At 71.9% G+C, this 17,996-nt stretch carries 17 protein-coding genes; 7 read left to right on the forward strand and 10 right to left on the reverse strand.

The genetic code is table 11. From position 1 onward, the window contains the following. Positions 1 to 19: 19 nt before the first annotated feature. The 3 genes from HLB44_RS20865 to HLB44_RS20875 all read right to left on the reverse strand — a co-directional run bounded on the left by HLB44_RS20865 (position 20) and on the right by HLB44_RS20875 (position 2,806). Positions 20 to 820, reverse strand: coding sequence for a hypothetical protein (locus HLB44_RS20865; RefSeq protein WP_173126365.1), 801 nt, complete (start codon positions 818 to 820; stop codon positions 20 to 22). Between the two features lie 100 nt (positions 821 to 920). After that, complete coding sequence (locus tag HLB44_RS20870; RefSeq protein WP_173126368.1) at positions 921 to 1,853, reverse strand: pseudouridine-5'-phosphate glycosidase; 933 nt, start codon at positions 1,851 to 1,853, stop codon at positions 921 to 923. After that, positions 1,850 to 2,806, reverse strand: coding sequence for a PfkB family carbohydrate kinase (locus HLB44_RS20875; protein WP_173126371.1), 957 nt, complete (start codon positions 2,804 to 2,806; stop codon positions 1,850 to 1,852). The genes HLB44_RS20870 and HLB44_RS20875 overlap by 4 nt, the downstream gene beginning before the upstream one ends. Positions 2,807 to 2,843: 37 nt before the next feature. Between HLB44_RS20875 and ubiA the strand changes: the two genes are divergently transcribed. Beyond that, positions 2,844 to 3,752 carry a 4-hydroxybenzoate octaprenyltransferase gene (gene ubiA / locus HLB44_RS20880; RefSeq protein ID WP_173126374.1) on the forward strand — a complete coding sequence of 303 codons (909 nt, stop codon included), beginning with the start codon at positions 2,844 to 2,846 and terminating at the stop codon, positions 3,750 to 3,752. Positions 3,753 to 3,756: 4 nt separating this feature from the next. Here the strand turns inward: ubiA and proC are convergent, their stop codons facing one another. Next, a complete protein-coding gene (proC, locus tag HLB44_RS20885) occupies positions 3,757 to 4,599 on the reverse strand; it encodes a pyrroline-5-carboxylate reductase (RefSeq protein WP_173126378.1) in 843 nt (280 codons plus the stop codon). Between the two features lie 201 nt (positions 4,600 to 4,800). Here proC and HLB44_RS20890 point away from each other — a divergent pair, with 201 nt between their 5' ends. The 4 genes from HLB44_RS20890 (at position 4,801) to HLB44_RS20905 (ending at position 8,402) form a co-directional block, all read left to right on the forward strand. Continuing rightward, complete coding sequence (locus tag HLB44_RS20890; protein WP_173126381.1) at positions 4,801 to 6,069, forward strand: Glu/Leu/Phe/Val family dehydrogenase; 1,269 nt, start codon at positions 4,801 to 4,803, stop codon at positions 6,067 to 6,069. Between the two features lie 76 nt (positions 6,070 to 6,145). Further along, positions 6,146 to 6,658 carry an Lrp/AsnC ligand binding domain-containing protein gene (locus HLB44_RS20895; RefSeq protein ID WP_173126384.1) on the forward strand — a complete coding sequence of 171 codons (513 nt, stop codon included), beginning with the start codon at positions 6,146 to 6,148 and terminating at the stop codon, positions 6,656 to 6,658. 129 nt (positions 6,659 to 6,787) lie between these two features. Continuing rightward, positions 6,788 to 7,267 (forward strand): Lrp/AsnC ligand binding domain-containing protein, encoded by a 480-nt coding sequence (locus tag HLB44_RS20900; protein ID WP_173127121.1) that lies wholly within the window; start codon positions 6,788 to 6,790, stop codon positions 7,265 to 7,267. Between the two features lie 136 nt (positions 7,268 to 7,403). Beyond that, positions 7,404 to 8,402 (forward strand): hypothetical protein, encoded by a 999-nt coding sequence (locus tag HLB44_RS20905; RefSeq protein ID WP_173126388.1) that lies wholly within the window; start codon positions 7,404 to 7,406, stop codon positions 8,400 to 8,402. On the opposite strand, the gene recG is transcribed toward HLB44_RS20905, so the two are convergent. The 6 genes from recG to HLB44_RS20930 all read right to left on the reverse strand — a co-directional run bounded on the left by recG (position 8,399) and on the right by HLB44_RS20930 (position 16,377). Next, entirely contained in the window at positions 8,399 to 10,510 is a 2,112-nt protein-coding gene (gene recG, locus HLB44_RS20910) for an ATP-dependent DNA helicase RecG (RefSeq protein WP_217283750.1), read from the reverse strand. The two genes, HLB44_RS20905 and recG, sit on opposite strands and share 4 nt — an antisense overlap. 31 nt (positions 10,511 to 10,541) lie before the next feature. Continuing rightward, positions 10,542 to 11,366 (reverse strand): M90 family metallopeptidase, encoded by an 825-nt coding sequence (locus HLB44_RS36805; protein WP_217283751.1) that lies wholly within the window; start codon positions 11,364 to 11,366, stop codon positions 10,542 to 10,544. 55 nt (positions 11,367 to 11,421) lie between these two features. Further along, positions 11,422 to 12,429: a cupin-like domain-containing protein gene (locus HLB44_RS20915; RefSeq protein ID WP_173126394.1), complete on the reverse strand. Its 1,008-nt coding sequence runs from the start codon at positions 12,427 to 12,429 to the stop codon at positions 11,422 to 11,424. Positions 12,430 to 12,454: 25 nt separating this feature from the next. Then, entirely contained in the window at positions 12,455 to 13,915 is a 1,461-nt protein-coding gene (locus HLB44_RS20920) for a M16 family metallopeptidase (protein ID WP_246312403.1), read from the reverse strand. Further along, the gene (locus HLB44_RS20925; protein ID WP_173126401.1) at positions 13,915 to 15,276 is read right to left on the reverse strand and encodes a M16 family metallopeptidase; all 1,362 of its coding nucleotides are present in this window, start codon (positions 15,274 to 15,276) and stop codon (positions 13,915 to 13,917) included. Before HLB44_RS20925 ends, HLB44_RS20920 begins: the two co-directional genes overlap by 1 nt. Positions 15,277 to 15,360: 84 nt before the next feature. Beyond that, on the reverse strand, positions 15,361 to 16,377 hold the full coding sequence (locus HLB44_RS20930; RefSeq protein WP_173126404.1) for a zinc-binding alcohol dehydrogenase family protein: 1,017 nt from the start codon (positions 16,375 to 16,377) through the stop codon (positions 15,361 to 15,363). A 118-nt stretch (positions 16,378 to 16,495) separates the two neighbouring features. Here HLB44_RS20930 and HLB44_RS20935 point away from each other — a divergent pair, with 118 nt between their 5' ends. Further along, entirely contained in the window at positions 16,496 to 17,434 is a 939-nt protein-coding gene (locus HLB44_RS20935) for a LysR family transcriptional regulator (protein WP_173126407.1), read from the forward strand. 78 nt (positions 17,435 to 17,512) lie between these two features. Then, the gene (locus tag HLB44_RS20940) at positions 17,513 to 17,899 is read left to right on the forward strand and encodes a VOC family protein (RefSeq protein WP_343051441.1); all 387 of its coding nucleotides are present in this window, start codon (positions 17,513 to 17,515) and stop codon (positions 17,897 to 17,899) included. The last annotated feature ends 97 nt before the right edge of the window (positions 17,900 to 17,996 follow it).

A 17,996-nucleotide genomic window follows, 5' to 3' on the forward strand; every position in this document is an offset into this window, starting at 1 on the left:
GGGCCTTTTTTTTGGGCGCTCAGCCGCGCCGCGCCGCCAGCTCGGTGGGCACCGGCGGCCGCATCGCCCGCTGGGCCATCGCCAGCAGCGACTGCGCGATGCGGTCGGCGGTGGTCGCGACGTCGTTCAGGCGCCGGCGTTCCTTGACCAGGCCGCCTTCGTTCAGCGCGGCGCTGAACATCACCCACTGGTTGCGCGCCAGCGCCAGCTCGTCGTGCATGCGCTGGTCGTGCAGGCTGCTGCCGGAGATCGCTTCGAGCGCGGCGGTGAACTCGCCCATCGCCTGCCTGACGTCGACGGCGATGGCTTGGCTGCCGGGGCCGGCGGCGGCCGCGAAGTTCAGCTTGCCGACGCGCAGCGCGGTGGCAGCGGCGCGCGTCAGCAGGTCGACCAGCGTCGCGCGTGAGCCGTCACTCATCTCGCCGGACAGGCCGGTGCTGACGAAGCTCATCTGCGCGGCCAGCGCCTCGCTGTCGCGGTAGACCTCGGGCCAGGACGCGCCGGCGGCCTGCGGTCCGCCGTCGACCCGTTCGACGAAGGCCGTCACGCCGTCCGACAGCCGCTGCACCTGGCCGCGGCGGCGGGTGCTCAGCGTCGTGTCGCCGCGCAGCGTTTCGAGCGCGCCGATGACGCGGCTGCGCTCCCGGCCCAGCTCGTCGCGGGCACGCGCGGTGTCGCTCAGCGCGGCCAGCTCCAGCCGCAGCTTCGCCAGCCGCTCGACGCCGACGCGCAGCTCGGCCGCCGCCAGCACGGAGGCGTCGCCGGCGCGTACCGGCGCGGCGATGGCCGAGCCGAGTGCCAGCGCGCCGATCGCGCCCAAGCTCGCGCACAGTCTCCGCGTGCGTGCTCTCTTCCCAGCCTGTTGCGCTCGCATGTCCCAACCCCTCTCGAAAAGGGGCGCATGCTAGGGATTCCCCGCGTCAGCCCGATGACAGCGCCGAAAACGCGCGCGCGATCTGCGCCGCCAGCCGCGCGTTGTTCAGCACCAGCTGGATGTTGGCGGCCAGGCTGACGCCGCCGGTCAGCTCGTTGACCCGCGCCAAGAGGAAGGGCGTCGCCGCCTTGCCGGCGATGCCCTGCGTGCGCGCCTCGTCGAGCGCCTGCGCGATCGCCCGGTCGATGGCCTCGCGCGGCAGCGCATGCGCCTCGGGAATCGGATTGGCGATCACCAGTCCGGCGGGCAGGCCGAGCGCCCATTGCGCATGCATCACGCGGGCGACGTCGGCGGCCTCGTCGAGACGCAGGTCTAGACGGAAGTCGCTGTCGCGCGTGAAGAACGCCGGCAGACGATCGCTGCGGTAGCCGATCACCGGCACGCCGTGGGTCTCCAGGTACTCCAGCGTCAGCCCGAGGTCGAGGATCGACTTGGCGCCGGCGCAGACCACCGCCACCGGCGTGCGCGCCAGCTCCTGCAGATCGGCCGAGATGTCGAAGCTCGATTCGGCGCCGCGGTGCACGCCGCCGATGCCGCCGGTGGCGAAGACGCGGATGCCGGCGAGCGCCGCGACGATCATCGTCGCGGCGACGGTGGTTGCGCCGGTGCCGCCGCGGGCCACCAGTGCGGCGATGTCGCGCCGGCTGACCTTGGCCACCGCGTGGCCGCTGCGGCCGAGGCGCTCGATCTGATCGGGCGTGAGGCCGGCCTTCAGGCGGCCGTCGATGATCGCGATCGTCGCCGGCACCGCGCCGTGCGCGCGCACCTCGGCCTCTACGGCGAGCGCGGTCTCGGCGTTCTGCGGCCACGGCATGCCGTGGGAAATGATCGTCGACTCGAGCGCGACGACCGCCTGGCCCGCGGCCAGCGCGTCGGCGACCTCGGAATGCCGGTCGAGCAGGGGATGGGTTGAGCTCATGAGGGATTGTCGATTGACGGGGCGACCCGGCAGCGGCGGCGCAGCGCCAGCACCGCGCGCTCGCTGATCGCGGGATGGTTGCTGGCATCGACCGTCAGCGTCAACGCCGCGCAGCCGAGCGCGAAGTCGGCCGCGCGCGGCAGCGGCCAGCCGCCGAGCTGGGCGTGTACCAGGCCGGCCATCAGCGCGTCGCCGGCGCCGGTGACGTTGCGTAGCGGCACGGGCCAGGCCGGGCGCTCGCAGTGCGGTCCATCCCGATCGCTGAGGCGCAGCCCGTCGCGACCGAGACTCAGTGCCAGGCGTCGCACGCCTTGCGCGTGGAACCAGTCGGCCACGCGCGCGGCCTGGTGCGGCGTGCGCGCTGGCAGGCCGCTCAAGGTTTCGGCTTCGAGCCGGTTGAGCTTCAAGGTGTGCAGCTGCGCGAGGCCGGGTTTCAGGCGCAGGCACTTGGCCGCCGACACGGCGTCGGCATGCAAGGGGACCTCGAAGCGCTGTTCGAACAGCCAGGCCAGCGCGGTGTCGCGCAGATTGGCATCGAGCACGATGGCCGCGGCGCGGCGCAGCCGGTTTGATTCGGTGGCCAGCCGCGCCGGCCCCAGCGCGTCGAGCACCGCCATGTCGTTGACAGCCTGCAGCAGGCGGCCGTCGGCGGCGTGCAGCGACAGGTAGCGCGCCGTGCGCGCGTCGGTGATCACCTGGCAGCCGCCGGTGTCGACGCCGGCCGCGGCGGTCACGCGCCGCAACCAGCGCCCGTCCGCATCGTCGCCGAGCGCGCTGACCAGCCGCACGCGGCGGCCCAGGCGCGCCAGGTTCTCGGCGATGTTGCGGCCGACGCCGCCGGCGGCCGCATGCACGCGCCCCGGCGACGAATCGCCCGGCCGGGCGGGTTCGTCGGCATGGCCGGCGAGGTCGAGGTTGGCGCCGCCGATGACGACCACGCGCTGAATCCGCATGCCGGTCAGCTTAACAAGCCGCCCTGCACATCCCGCGATGCAACAATCCCCCGCGATGCCCGAGCGCCTGCGCCTGTACCTCGACCTGATCCGCTGGAACCGGCCCGCCGGCTGGCTGCTGCTGCTGTGGCCGACGCTCGCCGCGCTGTGGATCGCGGCCGATGGGTTCCCCGGCTGGCACCTGCTGTTCGTCTTCGTCGCCGGCACGATCCTGATGCGCAGCGCCGGCTGCTGCGTCAACGACGTTGCCGACCGCGACTTCGATCGCCACGTCAAGCGCACCGCGCAGCGGCCGGTGACCCGCGGCGCGCTGGCGGTCAAGGACGCGCTCGCCTTCGGCGCCGTGCTGGCGCTGGCGGCCTTCGGCCTGGTGCTGACGACCAATGCGCCGACGATCCTGTTGTCCGTTGCGGCGCTGGTCATCGCCATCGCCTATCCGTATGCCAAGCGGATCGTCTCGATGCCGCAGGCGGTGCTCGGCGTCGCCTTCAGCTTCGGCATCCCGATGGCCTTCGCCGCGGTGCAGGGCGGGCGCGAGTGGAGCCTGGCGGCGGTGGCCGCCGCGGTGCCCAAGCACGCGTGGTGGCTCTTGATCGGCAACCTGTTCTGGGTGCTGGCCTACGACACGGCCTACGCGATGGTCGACCGTGACGACGACCTGCGCATCGGCATGCGTACCTCGGCGATCACGCTCGGGCGGTTCGACGTCGTGGCGGTGATGGCCTTCTATGCCGCGTACTTGGCGAGTTGGGGACTGATCGGCCGCTCACTCGGTCTCGGCCGCTGGTACCTGCTCGGCATCGGCGTCGCGGCGGCGATCGCCGCCTGGCACTACACGCTGATCCGCGAGCGCACGCGCGACGGCTGCTTCCGCTCGTTCCGCATCAACCACTGGCTCGGCTTCGCGGTGTTCGCCGGCGTGGTGGTGGACCTGGCGCTGCGCTGAGCCTTCAGCCGCCGAACTCGTCGCCGAGCTCCTGCGCGCGCTGCTGGGCGGCCCGCACCGCCTTGACGATCGCCGCCTGCACACCATCGGCGCGCATCGACTCCAGCGCCGCGTAGGTCGTTCCGCCCTTGGAGGTCACCCGCTCGCGCAGCACCGACGGCGGCTCGTCGGATTGCGCCGCCAGCGCCGCGGCGCCGTCGAAGGTGGCCAGCGCGAGGCGCTTGCCTTGCTCAGGCGACAGCCCCATCGCCGCGGCGGCTTCCATCATCGCCTCGACGAAGTAGAAGACGTAGGCCGGGCCGGAGCCGGACAGCGCGGTCACCGCGTCGAGCCCGGCCTCGGCGTTGAGCCACATCGTCTGGCCGGTCGGCGCGAGCACCGCTTCGACCAGCGCGCGCTCGTCCGGCTGCACTGCGGCGGTGGCATAGAGCCCGGCGATGCCGCGGCCGATCAGCGCCGGCGTGTTCGGCATGCTGCGCACGATGCGCGCGCTGCCCACTTCTGCCCCGATCGCGGCCTCGATCGCCGCGCAGCGGATGCCGGCCATCACGCTGAACTGCAGCGCGCCGCCGACATGGGCCGCGCACGGCGCCGCCGCGGCGCCGAAGAGCTGCGGCTTGACGGCCCAGACCACCAGCGCCGCCTCGGCCAGCGAGGCATCGGCGGCCGCCAGCGTGCGCACGCCGAAGTCGGCCGCCAGGCGCTCGCGCTGCGGCGCGCCGGGGTCGAGCACCAGCACGCTGGCGGCCGGCCGGCTGCTCTTGAGCAGCCCGCCGATCAGTGCGCTGGCCATGTTGCCGCCGCCGATGAAGGCGATGGTCCCGGTGCTGTCGGTCGTCGTATTCATGCGGCCAGTGTAGACAGCACGCCGCCCGCCGCGCGGCCCTTGTGCAGCGCGTCATACCCCGGATTGGTCGGATTATGCAAAGAATGCATGACGTAACACAAGGCGTCCGGCGGCCCCTACATTGCCCGCCGAACGGGCCGCGGTGCGGCTCACGAAGCCGCCGAACACCCCGTTCGAACTCCCTCCCATCAGGACCGACCAATGACTCTTTCGTACGTCAATCCGACCGCCGACAGCCCGTGGGGCACCTACCTGTCGCAGGTCGACCGCGTGATCCCCTACCTCGGCGAGCTGGCCCGCTGGGCCGAGACGCTCAAGCGCCCGAAGCGCGCGCTGATCGTCGACGTGCCTATCGAGCTCGACGATGGCACGGTCGCCCACTTCGAGGGTTATCGCGTCCAGCACAACATGTCGCGCGGCCCGGGCAAGGGCGGCGTGCGCTACCACCCCGACGTCACGCTCGAAGAGGTGATGGCGCTGTCGGCGTGGATGTCGGTCAAGAACGCCGCGGTCAACCTGCCCTACGGCGGCGCCAAGGGCGGCATCCGCGTCGACCCGAAGCGGTTGTCGATCAAGGAGCTGGAGCGCCTGACGCGCCGCTACACCAGCGAGATCGGCATCATCATCGGCCCGCAGCAGGACATCCCGGCGCCCGACGTCAATACCAACGCCCAGGTGATGGCCTGGATGATGGACACCTATTCGATGAACGTCGGCGCCACGTCCACCGGCGTCGTCACCGGCAAGCCGATCCACCTCGGCGGCTCGCTCGGCCGCGTCAAGGCCACCGGCCGCGGCGTCTTCGTCACCGGCCGCGAAGCGGCGCGCCGCATCAATCTGGACCTGGAAGGCGCGCGCGTCGCGGTGCAGGGCTTCGGCAACGTCGGCTCGTCCGCTGCCGAGCTGTTCGGCCAGGCCGGCGCGAAGATCGTCGCCGCGCAGGACCACACCGGCACCATCGTCAACAGCCAGGGGCTGGACCTGTCGAAGCTGATCCCGCACGTGCGCGACACCGGCGGCGTCGCCGGCTTCAAGGACAGCGAGAGCTGCTCGAACGAGGACTTCTGGGACCTGCCCTGCGAGATCCTGATCCCCGCCGCGCTCGAAGGCCAGCTCAACGCCGACCGCGCGCGCCGCGTGCACGCCAAGCTGGTGCTCGAAGGCGCCAACGGGCCGACCACTTCGGCGGCAGACGACATCCTCGCCGAGCGCGGCATCCTCGTCGTGCCGGACGTGATCTGCAATGCCGGCGGCGTGACCGTCAGCTACTTCGAATGGGTGCAGGACTTCTCGTCGTTCTTCTGGACCGAGGACGAGATCAATCTGCGGCTCGACAAGATCATGGTCGGCGCGCTGCGCAAGATCTGGGACACCGCGGACGAGCACCGCATCACATTGCGCACGGCGACCTTCGCGGTGGCTTGCGAGCGCATCCTGATGGCGCGCCAGGAGCGCGGCCTCTACCCCTGAAGCGGTAGCTCGACCGGGGGAAATCCCCCGGTCGAATGTTCGGCCGAGGTCGTTTGCAGTTGGATAATTCGCCGCCATGGCCGACACCAACCCGAATTCCGCACCACCCGCCGCAGCGGCCGCCGCCGACCGCGGGCTCGACAAGATCGACGCCCGCATCCTGCGCGCGCTGCAGAAGGACGGGCGCATCTCGAACCTGAAGCTGGCCGAGCAGGTGCACCTGTCGCCCACCGCGGTGCTCGAGCGGGTCAAGCGGCTGACGCGCGACGGCTACATCCTCGGCTACGAGGCGCGGCTGAACCCGGGCAAGCTCGGCGCCGGCATGATGGTCTTCGTCGAGGTGCTGCTCGACCGCACCGCGCCCGACGTGATGGACATGTTCAAGGCCGCGGTGCAGGCGCGGCCCGAGATCCTCGAATGCCACCTCGTCGCCGGCGGCTTCGACTACCTGATCAAGACCCGCGTGGCCGACATGCGCGCCTACCGCGAGATGATCGCCACCGTGATCTGGAGCCTGCCGGGCGTGCGCGAGACGCGCACCTACACGGTGATGGAAGAGGTCAAGAACCACACCGCGTTGCCCATCTGAGGCTCTGAGGCTGGCCGGCTCGGCCGGCCGTGCCGATTGCCGTATTTCGCTCGGCCCGCGGCGGCCAATTCAGTGAAAGCCATCGCGCGATCTGCGGCACCGTAGCGGAACACCGTGGCTGTTCCGCTCATGCCCCCGCCGCTCGATGACATCGATGCACAGATCCTGCGCCTGCTGCAGGCCGATGGCCGGCTGCCGAAGCAGAAGCTGGCCGATGCGGTGGGGCTGTCGGCTGCGGCGACGCACGAGCGCATCAAGCGCCTGACCGACGAGGGCTACATCCTCGGCTTCGAGGCGGTGCTCAATCCCGCCAAGCTCGCCGCCGGCATGCTGGTCTTCGCCGAGGTGCGGCTCGAATACACCGGCGCCGGTGTGGCCGATGCGTTTCGCGACGCGGTGCAGCAGCGGCCCGAGATCCTCGAGTGTTACGAGGTCGCCGGCAGCTTCGACTACATGATCAAGACGCGCGTCGCAGACATGATCGCCTACCGCGACCTGGTCGCCGCGGTGGTCTGGCGCCTGCCCGGCGTGCGCGACCTGCGCACGTTTGCGGTGGTCGAGGAGATCAAGCACACCGCGCGCATCGCGGTCCGCGTTTCCTTGCCTTAGGCGCGACGGGCGCGGCGCACAGGCCGTCCCTAGAACCGAAGTGGCCGCGGTGTCCGCGCCGCATCGCGCATCGCGTCCTTACCACCGAAGGCATCGGAATGGTCCGGTGCCGCCCATCGGTTCGAGGAGTCCGGAAATGAGAGCCTTCCAAGCCGCGGCATGCGCTGCGCTGCTGAGTGTCTGCACGGACGCGGCCCAGGCGTCGCTGATCGGCGACCCGTACTACGCCTACTTCTTCCACGAGTACCGCGAGAAGGTCACGCCGCCGGTGACCTTCAGCTTCTACGAGAACCTGCTGCAGTCCGGTGCGCAACGCGGCGGCACGGTGTTCGCGGTGCAGCCACTGGGCCATTCGCAATTCGGCCTCGCAGCGCAGGGCGCGGTGGCCGCGTTCGACGGCGGCGAGACCTTCTGGGCCGACGTCATCTCGCCGCTGCAGGGCGGGTCGTCGCGCGACCGCATGGGCGGCGATGCGGTGATCCATGTCGTGCAGTCGTTCCGCAAGGACACGCCCGACGCGAACCTGAGCTTCACGTTCAGCGGCGGCGAGCTCCAGGTGATGCACTACGGCAGCGCGCGCTTCGACGGATACCACGCCAACGCGCGGATGATGTTCGAGGCCTTCGTCGTCGACCACGCAAGCGGCCTGCAGACCTGGACCGAAGCGCAGTCGGCGCACCTGGGGCAGGACGTGAAGGTCTTGGGCAGGCGGGACGACAACCTCTTCGACCTCGCGCTGGAGCAGGACCATGGCCCGCTCGCGTCGGGCATGGCGCCGTGGGAATGGAGCTGCGACATGTGCTGGTACCCGGCCGTCGGCATCGCCACCGCGCGCCTGCATGGGCAGTACACCGGCCTGGTGGACCTGGCGGACATCCCGCTCGGCGGCGAGTTCACGCTGGCGTTCATGCTGCGCACGCAGGCGTTCGATGCCGGCCAGGGCGAGACCGGTGCGATGGCGTTCGGACGCGATCCGCGCAGCGGCGACACGGGCGTGTCGTTCGAGCTGACGGGACTCACGCCGACCAACAACCCATGGCTCGATCCGACGGCCGTGCCCGAGCCGGCGAGCTGGGCGCTGTGCCTGCTCGCGATGTTCGGGCTCTGGTCAGCCCGGCGCTACCGGGGTTCCTAGGCCTTCAAGTACTCGGCCCGGGTGTCGAGCCAGCGCTCGACATGCGCGCGCGCCGCGCCCGGGTGGCGGTCGAGCAGCAGCGCGGCGCTGCGGCGCGCTTCGCGCAGCAGCGGCGCGTCCTCGGCCAGGTCGGCGAAGCGCAGCAGCGCATCGCCGCTCTGGCGCGCGCCCATGAATTCGCCGGGGCCGCGGATCTCCAGGTCGCGTCGCGCGATCTCGAAGCCGTCCTGCGTCTCGGCCATCGCGCGCAGCCGCTCCTTCGCGGTCGGCGACAGCGGCGTGCCGTACAGCAGCACGCAGACGCTGGCGGCCGTGCCGCGGCCGACGCGCCCGCGCAGCTGGTGCAGCTGCGCCAGGCCGAAGCGCTCGGCGTGCTCGATCACCATCAGGCTGGCGTTCGGCACATCGACGCCGACCTCGATCACCGTCGTCGCCACCAGCACCGCCATCTCGCCGCCCTTGAACAGCGACATCACCGCCGACTTCTCGGCCGCCGGCATGCGGCCATGCAAGAGGCCGACCATGCGCCCCGGCAGCACGGCGCTCAGCTGCGCATGCGTCTCAGTGGCGTTCTTGAGGTCCAGGGTCTCGGATTCCTCGATCAGCGGGCAGACCCAGTAGACCTGCCGCCCCTGCGCCAGCTCGTCGCCGATGCGGCCGATGACCTCGGGCCGGCGGTTGTCGGCGAAGAGCTTGGTCAGCACCGGCGTGCGGCCCGGCGGCAGCTCGTCGATGGTGCTGACCTCGAGGTCGGCGAAGTAGGCCATCGCCAGCGTGCGCGGGATCGGCGTCGCGCTCATCATCAGCAGGTGCGGCTCGAGCTTGCCGCCATCGACGCCTTCGAGCTTGCGCCGCAGCTCCAGCCGCTGCGCAACGCCGAAGCGGTGCTGCTCGTCGATCACCGCGAGCCCCAGGCGCGCGAACTGCACATCGTCCTGGATCACCGCATGCGTGCCGACGACCAGCGCCGCCTCGCCCGAGGCCACGCGCTCGACCATGCGCTGGCGTGCCTTGCCCTTGCGGCTGCCGGTCAGCCAGGCGACGCCGACGCCCAGCGGCTCCAGCCACTGCACCAGCTTGGCGAAATGCTGCTCGGCCAGGATCTCGGTCGGCGCCATCAGTGCGCACTGCCAGCCGGCATCGATGGCGATCGCCGCGGCCAGCGCGGCGACGACGGTCTTGCCCGAGCCGACGTCGCCCTGCAGCAGCCGGTGCATCGGCTGCGGCCGCGCGATGTCGGCGGCGATCTCGTCCGCGACGCGGCGCTGCGCGCCGGTCAACGCGAACGGCAGCGCGGCGAGCAGCTGCTCGTGCAGCCCGCCGCGCGTGGCGGCGAGCGCCGGCGCGGCGAGCTGCGCGCGCTGGCGCTGCGCCTGCAGCTGCGACAGCTGCTGGGCCAGCAGCTCCTCGAACTTCAGGCGCTGCCAGGCCGGGTGCTGCTTGTTCTCGAGCGCCGCGGTCGACGCGCCGGCGGGCGGGTGGTGCAGCCACTGCAGCGCTTCACGCAAGGTCGGCAGCGGGGCCCCCGGCGGCAGTGCCTCGGGCGGCAGCAGCTCCTGCAGCGGCGCGCGTTTCAATCCGCTCTCGACCGCCTTGCGCAGGTAGGCCTGCGGCAGGCTGGCGCTGGTCGGGTACACCGGCGTCAGGGCGGCGGCCAGCGGCGCGCCCGGTTCCACCGCCTTGAACTGCGGATGCACCATCTCGCGGCCGAAGAAGCCGCCGCGCGGCTCGCCGCGCGCGCGCACGCGCACGCCGGGCTGCAGCGCCTTCTGGTGGGACGGATAGAAGTTCAGGAAGCGCAGCACCAGCTCGCCGTCGTCAGCGTTGTCGCCGCCGTCGCCGCTGCCATCCACCAGGCGCACGACGAACTGGCGCCGCGGCCGGAACTCGATGCGCGCGTCGCGCACGGTGCCTTCGACCTGAGCGACCTCGCCGTCGCGCAGCGCGGCGATCGGCGTCAGCCGCGTCTCGTCCTCGTAGCGCAGCGGCAGGTGCAGCGCGAGATCGATGTCGCGCTTGAGGCCCAGCTTCTCCATCGCCCGCTGCGGCGCGGACTTCTGCCCGGGGGCCTTGCTGCTGGCGGTGGCGGCCTCCGGGGATGCGGACATCGGGCGATTCTGCCCGCGCCGATCGGGCTTTTCAGTCGTGCTGCCAGTGCAGCGGCTCGACGCCGTAGTAACCGGCGAGCACGGCGTAAAGCGCCGGGTACTCGGCCTGCAGCGCCTGCGGCTGCTCGAAGAAGCGTTCGGTGGCGACGGCGAAGAATTCCGCCTCGCTCTGCGCCGCGTAGTCGCCGAGGCAGCCGGTCTCACCCCGCGCCAGGCTCGCGTGCAGCTGCGCCCACGCCGCGCGAAACACTGCTGTCCACTGCGCCGCATGCATCCGGCCGGGCAGCGCCGGCGCACCGTTCGCCGGTCCGGTGGCCTGGTCGAGCTGGTGCGCGAATTCGTGCAGCACCACGTTCTCGCCGTCGTCGGGCCAGGCGGCGCCGTTGCGCACGGCCTCCCACGACAGGATCACCTGGCCTTGCTGCCAGCTCTCGCCCGCCAGCTGCCGGCGCTCGTCCTGCAGCACGCCGCCGGGCCGCGGCGCGGCGCGCTCGACGACGAAGTGGCCCGGGTACAGCAGCACCTGGCTCAGGTTGTGGAAACGCTCGGTGCGGCCGAACAGCAGCAGGCAGGCCTGGGCGGCGATCGTCACGCGCATCTCATCGGTCACGACGAGCCCGCGGCAGCCGATGATCGGCACCTCCGCCAGGAAGGCCTGCACCTGGCCCTTCAGCCGCTGCTGCAGCGGCGGCGGCAGGCGGTTGATCAGCGGCACGCGGCGGCGCAGGATGCGGCGCCAGGGCGCGGGAAACGGCTGCGCCCGCCAGCGCGCACGGCGCCACTGTTCGAAGCGGCCCTGCAGCGCCCACCACAGCACCAGCAGCGTGGCAGCGGCGGCCAGCCAACCCATCGCCATGGCGCTTCCTCACGTGTTGTTCGAACCGGGCACATGGGTGCGCCGGCCCGGGCTTTCAAGACGCAGGATCGAGCTTACTGCGCAGGAAGGCGCGGATGTCTTCCGCCAGCGCCGGGCGCATGGTCGCCAGCATCGCGCGCCGCTCGGGCGGCAGGTGGTCCACCGCCGCCCCCTCGGGGCCGAAGACATAGTGCGCGAACAGCTGCGCCCAGGCCGCGCGCTGCTCGGCCGGCAGCGGCCGCAGCACCATCACTGCGTGCAGCAGCACGTCGAGCGCCGAGCCGGTCGCCGCGCCGCCGCCCGGCCACCAGTAGTTGACCATCAGGTTGAAGGCATCGAGCGAGCGCACGTGGTGCCACCACAGCGGCGGGATGTACAGCGCATCGCCCGGCGCCAGCTCGGCCACCCAGGCGTCGGCGAGCGCGCTGCGGAAGCGCGGAAAGCGCGTCTCGTCGACGGCGTCGAAATCCACCAGGCTGATCGGCGTGCCGGTCGGCGCGAAGCCGAGCGGGCCGATGTACAGATCGGCGATGCGGCCGGGCTCGAACAGCGTGAAGCGCCGCCGCCCGGCGACCACGCAGGCGATGTTGCAGGACTCGTCGAAATGCGCCGGCGTGACGATGCGGTTGCCCAGCCACAGCCGCGGCGCGACGCTCGCCGGCAGCAGCGGATTCAGGTGCCGCTCGGCGAAGCCCGGCAGGCAGTCGCTGATCAGCGCGCTCTGCACGGCGACCGACGGCGGCGCGTCGAAATGGCGGTAGCGCAGCACCTGCTCGAGCAGTGCCGAGACCGGCAGCTGCCGGCGCAGGAAATTGAAGCCGGCCAGCGTCTCGTCGTAGAAGATGCGCCCGCCGCGGCCCGGCGGCACCATCACCGCGTCGACCGGGTGGCTGCTGGCGAAGCCGGCGAGGTACTGCGCCAGCGCGTCGGCGCCGCGCGCGCCCTCGGCCACCGCCGGCCAGTGGTCGACCAGGCCCTCGAGCACCACCGGCCGGTACGCCGGCATCAGCTCGTGCGCGAAGCGCGCCGCATCGATGCCGCGCTGGCGGGGGATGATCGGCATCGCCGCTGGCCGCGTCTTTCGGGTGCTACTTCGCCGGCTTGGCCAGCGTCGGCTGCTCGAGGTCGAGCGCGTCGATCGTGATGCGCCGGGCCGAGCCGTTCAGCGGCACCAGCGTGTCGCCGGCGGCCTTCAGGTCACCGGCGATCACGCCGCGCAGCGCGTCCGGCTTCCAGTGCGTTTTCGCGAAGGACTGAACCTGCTCGGGCGTCACCGCCATCACCTCGTCGACGGTACGCGCAAGCTCGTCGAGCGGCCGCGCGGCCACCAGCTGCGCGACCACCAGCGAGGCCAGCCCGCCGGTGGTCTCCAGCCGCCGCGCGAAGCTGCCGACCAGCGTGGCCTGGCGCGCGGCAAGCTCATCGGCCGGCGGCGGTGCATCGGCCAGGCGCCGGATCTCGCCGCGCAGCAGGTCCAGCACCTGCACCGCGGTCGGGTGGTTGGTCTGCGTCGACGCATGCAGCATGCCGGCCTGCGGATGCACTTCCACCTCGCTGAAGGCGCCGTAGCTCAAGCCGCGCTTGATGCGCACCTCCTGGTTCAGCCGCGCCGAGTAACCACCGCCGAGCACGGTGCTGGCGACCTGGCCGATGCGGCGTTCGCTCGAGCGCGTCTCGACGAAGGGCGCGGTGACCATCACGCCGCTCTGGCCGCTGCCGGGCATGTCGATCAGCAGCAGCGCCTCGGGCAGCGGCTCGGGCTTGGCCGCCGCCGGGACGACCGGCACCTGTCCGGCGACGCGCCAGTTGCCGAACAGGCGCTCGGCGAGCGCGCGGCCGCGCGCGAGGTCGATGTCGCCGGCGAGCACCAGCACCGTGCGCTCGGGCCGGTACCAGGCGGCGTGGAAGGCGGCAATGTCACTGCGCGTCAGGCGCTTCAACGTCGCCGGTGCGACGAGCCGGCCGTAGGCGGTGTCGCCCCAGTACTGGCGGCGCGCCACCAGCACCGAGACCTGCGCCGGGTCGCCGAGCGTCACGCGCAGGCCGTCCAGCGACTGCGCGCGCGCGCGTTCGAGCTCGGCGGCGGCCAGCGTCGGCTGACGCACGACGTCGGCGAGCAGCGCGGCCGCGGCATCGAGCTTCGGTGTCGTCACCGTCATCGCGACCGTCGACGAGCGCCAGCCGCTGCCCGCATCGAGCGAGGTGCCGAGCGCCTCGGCCTGGCGCGCCAGCTCAGTGGCGGAGACGGCCCGCCCGCCGCGCTTCGCACCTTTGCTCAACAGCCCGGCGGTCATCGCCGCGGTGCCGGCGCGGCCGGGCGGATCGAGCTCCGGCCCGGCACGCACCAGCACGCCGAGCGTGACCACCGGTGCGGTGCTGCGCGGCGCGACCACCAGCGTCAGGCCGTTGGGCAGCGTGTGCTCGTGCAGCGGCGGCATCACCACCGCGCGCGGCGGCTGCGGCAGCGGCGGGGCGTCGACGCCGGGGGTGGCGGCGAGGGCAGGCACGGCGAAGTTGAGCGCGGCAAGCGCCACGAGACAGCGGCGCATCACGGCTTGCCCTCCTGCGTGTAGTGGATCGTCACCCGCTTGCCGGCGAGCATCTGGCGCAGCACGCGCTGCACATCGGCGGCCGTCACCGCCTGCAGCCGCACGAGCTCGCGGTCGGCGTCGCGCGGATCGCCGCGTTGCAGCACCGCCTTGCCGATCGCCCCGGCCTTGCCCTGCGGCGTCTGGCGGCTGACCAGCGCGGCGGTCAGCAGCTGGGTGCGCACCTTGTCGAGCTCGGCGGCGGCGATCGGCCCGCTGGCCAGGCGGTGGATCTCGCGCAGCAGCGCGGCTTCGACGCGCGGCAACGGCTCGCGGCTGGCAGCGATCGCATAGGCCGCCAGCATGCCGGCGTCGGCATACAGCTCGGCGGAGAAGCCGACCGCCTGCGCCGCCTGGGCGCGGTAGACCAGCGCCTCGTTGAGCCGCGACGAGTCGCCGGCCGACAGCAGCGCCGATCCGATGTCGAACGCCGCCGCATCGGCATGTGCCGCCGGCGGGCCCTGCCACAGCAGCGCGACGGCCGGCAGCGGCACGTTCGGCCCGTGCAGCACGACGCGGCGGTCGGCCGTGCGCGGGGGCTCCTTGACGGCGACGCGCGGGATCGGCTCCGCAGGTTTCTGCAGCGGGCCGAAGTAGCGATCGATCCAGGTGTCGAGCTGCGGCGGATCGAAATCGCCGACGACGATCAGCAGCGCGTTGTCCGGTCGGTAATAGGTCTTGTGAAAGCGGCGCACGTCATCGAGCGTCGCGGCGTTCAGGTCCTCCATGCTGCCGACCACCGGCCGCTTGTACGGATGCGCCGTGAAGTGTTCGCTTGGCAACGCGTTGAACAAGCGCCCATAAGGATCGGCCAGCACACGCTGGCGCAGCTCTTCCTGCACCACCGCGCGCTCGCTGTCGAGGTTCGGCTGGTCGACGTTCAAGTTCGCCAGCCGCTCGGCCTCGGCCCACAGGATGCGTTCGAGGTGGTTCGACGGCACCTCGCTCTGGTAGGCCGTCATGTCCTCGGCGGTGAAGGCGTTGTTGTTGCCGCCGACGTCCTCGGTCAGGCGGTCGAACATCTCGTTGGCCATGTGGCGCGTGCTCTTGAACATCATGTGTTCGAAGAGGTGCGCGAAGCCGGAACGGCCGGCCGGATCGTCCTTGCCGCCGACGCGGTACCAGAGCTGCACGCTGACCGTCGAGTTGCTGCGGTCGGGCACGCTGACGACGTGCAGCCCGTTGGGCAGGCGGCGCTCGCGCAGTGCCAGCGGCGGCAGCGCGATCGGCGCTGCCGCTGCCGTGGCGGCGAGCACCGGCAGCGGGGCGAACAGGGCGCCGGCGAGCGCGATGCAATCGCGGCGGTTCAGGTGGATCGGCATGCGGCAGGCTGGGACGAGTGAAGGCCGGCGGCCTTTCTATCACGCGCTCGTTGCCGGCAGGCCGCGTGCCCGCCGCCGCTCGATTCAGAAGCCTTCGAGCACGCCCTTGCCGATCGCCTGGCCGCTCTCGACCCAGGCGTGCGCGGCCTTCAGATTCGCCGCGTCGATGCGGCCGAAGCGGCGCGTCAGCGTCGTGCGCAACTCGCCGGCATCGATGGCCCGCGCCACCTCGGCCAGCAGCTGGCCTTGGCGCGCGATGTCCTCGGTGCCGAACAGCGAGCGGGTGAACATCATTTCCCAATGCAGCGACAGGCTCTTGCGCTTCAGCGGTCGCGCGTCGAGCGGGCCGGGGGTGTCGTCGATCAGCGCCAGCCGGCCCTGCGGCAACAGCGCTTCGACGATCGCCGGGTAATGCTGATCGGTGGCGGTGAGGCTGGCGACGAGGTGCACGCCGGGGATGCCGAAACGCTTCAGCTCGGCGTCGAGCGGCTGGCGGTGATCGATGACGTGCTGCGCGCCGAGGTTCGTCACCCAGTCGATGCTCGCCGGCCGCGACGCGGTGGCGATGACCTCGAGTTGCGTGTAGCGGCGCGCCAGCTGGATCAGCATCGAGCCGACGCCACCGGCCGCTCCGGTGATCAGCAGGCGCTGGCCGGCACCGCCGCCCTGCGGCACGCCGAGGCGGTCGAAGAGCAGTTCCCACGCCGTGATCGTCGTCAGCGGCAGCGCGGCGGCGGCGGCCCAATCGAGGCTCGGCGGCTTCTTCGCGACGATGCGGTGGTCGACCAGCTGCCGCTGCGCGTTGCTGCCCGGACGGTCGATCGCCCCGGCGTACCAGACCGCGTCGCCCGGTGCGAAGCCCTGCACCGCGCTGCCGACCGCGCGCACCACGCCCGCCGCATCCCAGCCCAGCACCTTGGCGCTGCCGGCCGGCGGCGCGACGCCGGCGCGCACCTTGACGTCGACCGGATTGACCGACACCGCGTGTACCTCGACCAGCAGGTCGTTGGACCTGAGCGCCGCCGGTTCGGGCAGGTCGAGATCGATCAGCGAGCGCTCGTCGCTGAGCGGCAGGTTGTGGTGGTAGCCGACGGCTTTCATCGTGGTGCCTGGGTGCATGGCAGTGGGAATGGCCGCCACTGTGCCGCGGCGAGGCGTCGCGAACCAGCAGTGCGAGACTGCGCCAATCACAAACGGCATTTGTCGATTCGGAGCCCGGATGGTGAAGACATCGGACCTGGCGGCGGCCAAGAGCGGTCCCGAACTGGCCGCGCTGCGGCTGGCGCTGCGCGTCGCCGACCTGGGCGGTGTCGCCGCGGCGGCGCGTGAGCTCAACCAGCTGCCGGCGACCGCCACCGCCGCGGTGCGCCGCCTCGAAGCGCAGCTCGGCGTGCGCCTCTTCACGCGCTCCAGCCGTGCGCTGCGGCCGACCCCCGAGGGCGCGGCCTTCCTCGCGCGCAGCCGCGAAGCGCTGGCCCTGCTGGAGCTGGCGATGGGCGAGCTGCACGCGCCGCTGACGCAGGTGCGCGGCACGTTGCGACTGAGCGTCTCGGCCGACTTCGGCACCCACGTGCTGCGGCCGCTGCTCGACGAGTTCCTGCAGGCCCATCCGCAGCTGCAGCTCGAGCTCTTCGTCAGCGACCGCATCAGCGACCTGGCGCGCGAGCCGATCGATGCCGCACTGCGCTACGGCGTGCCCGAGCACGCGGGCCAGATCGTGCGCCACCTGGTCGACAACCGCGCGATCCTGGTCGCCGCGCCGGCCTACCTGCAGCGCGCCGGCACGCCGCGGCGCATCGAGGACCTGGCGCAGCACGAGGGCATCGACCTGCGCATCGCCAGCCGCTCCGGCCAGCGCTGGCGGCTGCTGGAACGCGGCCGGCCGGTCGAGGTGAAGCTGCGCGCGCGGCGCAGCGTCGACAACGGCTTGATCGCGCGGCTGTGGGCGATCGACGGGATGGGCATTGCGCTGAAAGCGCAACTCGACGTCGCGGCCGACCTGGCGGCGGGCCGGCTGGTGCGCGTGCTGCCGAAGCTTCAATCGCCGCCGTATCCGCTGCAGCTGGTGCTGGCGCGCGGCACGCACCTGAACGCGCGCATGCGTGCGCTCGGCGACTTCCTGCAGCCACGGCTCGCACGCCTGCTCGACGGCGGCTGACCGCCGCTGCTGACACGCCGCTGTCAGCAGCACACGCGCAGCATGCGCTCCTCGTCAACACCACCAAGGAGAAAACGCATGACCACCACCACGCTGAACAACGCCGCCAACTGGTTCGAGATCCCGGTGCGCGACCTCGACCGCGCGCAGGCCTTCTACGAGAAGCTGCTGGCCAAGGCGCTGCGCCGCGAGGCGATGGGCCCGCAGACGCTGGCGGTGATTCCCTACGACCAGGCCGGTGTCGGCGGCGCGCTGCTGGCCGGCGACCACATCCCCGACCCGAGCCCGAACGGCACGCTGGTCTACCTGAACGCCGAGCCTTCGCTCGACTCGGCGGTCGAGCGCGCCGTTGCCGCCGGCGGCCGCATTGCGACGCCGCGTGTCGAGCTGCCCGAAGGCATGGGCTGCTTCGCGCACGTGATCGACAGCGAAGGCAACCGCGTCGGGCTGCACGCGCTGCGCTGATGCTGACGCTGCAGCTGCAGTCATTGGTGGAACGCCCGGAGGCGGCGGTGTTCGAGGAACGCTGGCAAGGCGGTGACAATGCGCCGCCCGATCCAGA

The organism is Pseudaquabacterium terrae (genome assembly GCF_013266755.1).
Taxonomy (GTDB): Bacteria; Pseudomonadota; Gammaproteobacteria; order Burkholderiales; family Burkholderiaceae_C; genus Pseudaquabacterium; species Pseudaquabacterium terrae.

Excerpts from the sequence above, each read along its gene's own strand:
- HLB44_RS20890 (WP_173126381.1), top strand. The coding sequence starts at position 4,801 with ATGACTCTTTCGTACGTCAATCCGACCGCCGACAGCCCGTGGGGCACC.
- HLB44_RS36805 (WP_217283751.1), bottom strand. The coding sequence starts at position 11,366 with ATGGCGATGGGTTGGCTGGCCGCCGCTGCCACGCTGCTGGTGCTGTGG.
- HLB44_RS20915 (WP_173126394.1), bottom strand. The coding sequence starts at position 12,429 with ATGCCGATCATCCCCCGCCAGCGCGGCATCGATGCGGCGCGCTTCGCG.
- HLB44_RS20875 (WP_173126371.1), bottom strand. The coding sequence starts at position 2,806 with ATGCGGATTCAGCGCGTGGTCGTCATCGGCGGCGCCAACCTCGACCTC.
- HLB44_RS20930 (WP_173126404.1), bottom strand. The coding sequence starts at position 16,377 with ATGAAAGCCGTCGGCTACCACCACAACCTGCCGCTCAGCGACGAGCGC.
- HLB44_RS20900 (WP_173127121.1), top strand. The coding sequence starts at position 6,788 with ATGCCCCCGCCGCTCGATGACATCGATGCACAGATCCTGCGCCTGCTG.
- HLB44_RS20940 (WP_343051441.1), top strand. The coding sequence starts at position 17,513 with ATGACCACCACCACGCTGAACAACGCCGCCAACTGGTTCGAGATCCCG.
- HLB44_RS20925 (WP_173126401.1), bottom strand. The coding sequence starts at position 15,276 with ATGCCGATCCACCTGAACCGCCGCGATTGCATCGCGCTCGCCGGCGCC.
- recG (WP_217283750.1), bottom strand. The coding sequence starts at position 10,510 with ATGTCCGCATCCCCGGAGGCCGCCACCGCCAGCAGCAAGGCCCCCGGG.
- HLB44_RS20895 (WP_173126384.1), top strand. The coding sequence starts at position 6,146 with ATGGCCGACACCAACCCGAATTCCGCACCACCCGCCGCAGCGGCCGCC.
- proC (WP_173126378.1), bottom strand. The coding sequence starts at position 4,599 with ATGAATACGACGACCGACAGCACCGGGACCATCGCCTTCATCGGCGGC.
- HLB44_RS20920 (WP_246312403.1), bottom strand. The coding sequence starts at position 13,915 with ATGCGCCGCTGTCTCGTGGCGCTTGCCGCGCTCAACTTCGCCGTGCCT.
- HLB44_RS20870 (WP_173126368.1), bottom strand. The coding sequence starts at position 1,853 with ATGAGCTCAACCCATCCCCTGCTCGACCGGCATTCCGAGGTCGCCGAC.
- ubiA (WP_173126374.1), top strand. The coding sequence starts at position 2,844 with ATGCAACAATCCCCCGCGATGCCCGAGCGCCTGCGCCTGTACCTCGAC.
- HLB44_RS20905 (WP_173126388.1), top strand. The coding sequence starts at position 7,404 with ATGAGAGCCTTCCAAGCCGCGGCATGCGCTGCGCTGCTGAGTGTCTGC.
- HLB44_RS20935 (WP_173126407.1), top strand. The coding sequence starts at position 16,496 with ATGGTGAAGACATCGGACCTGGCGGCGGCCAAGAGCGGTCCCGAACTG.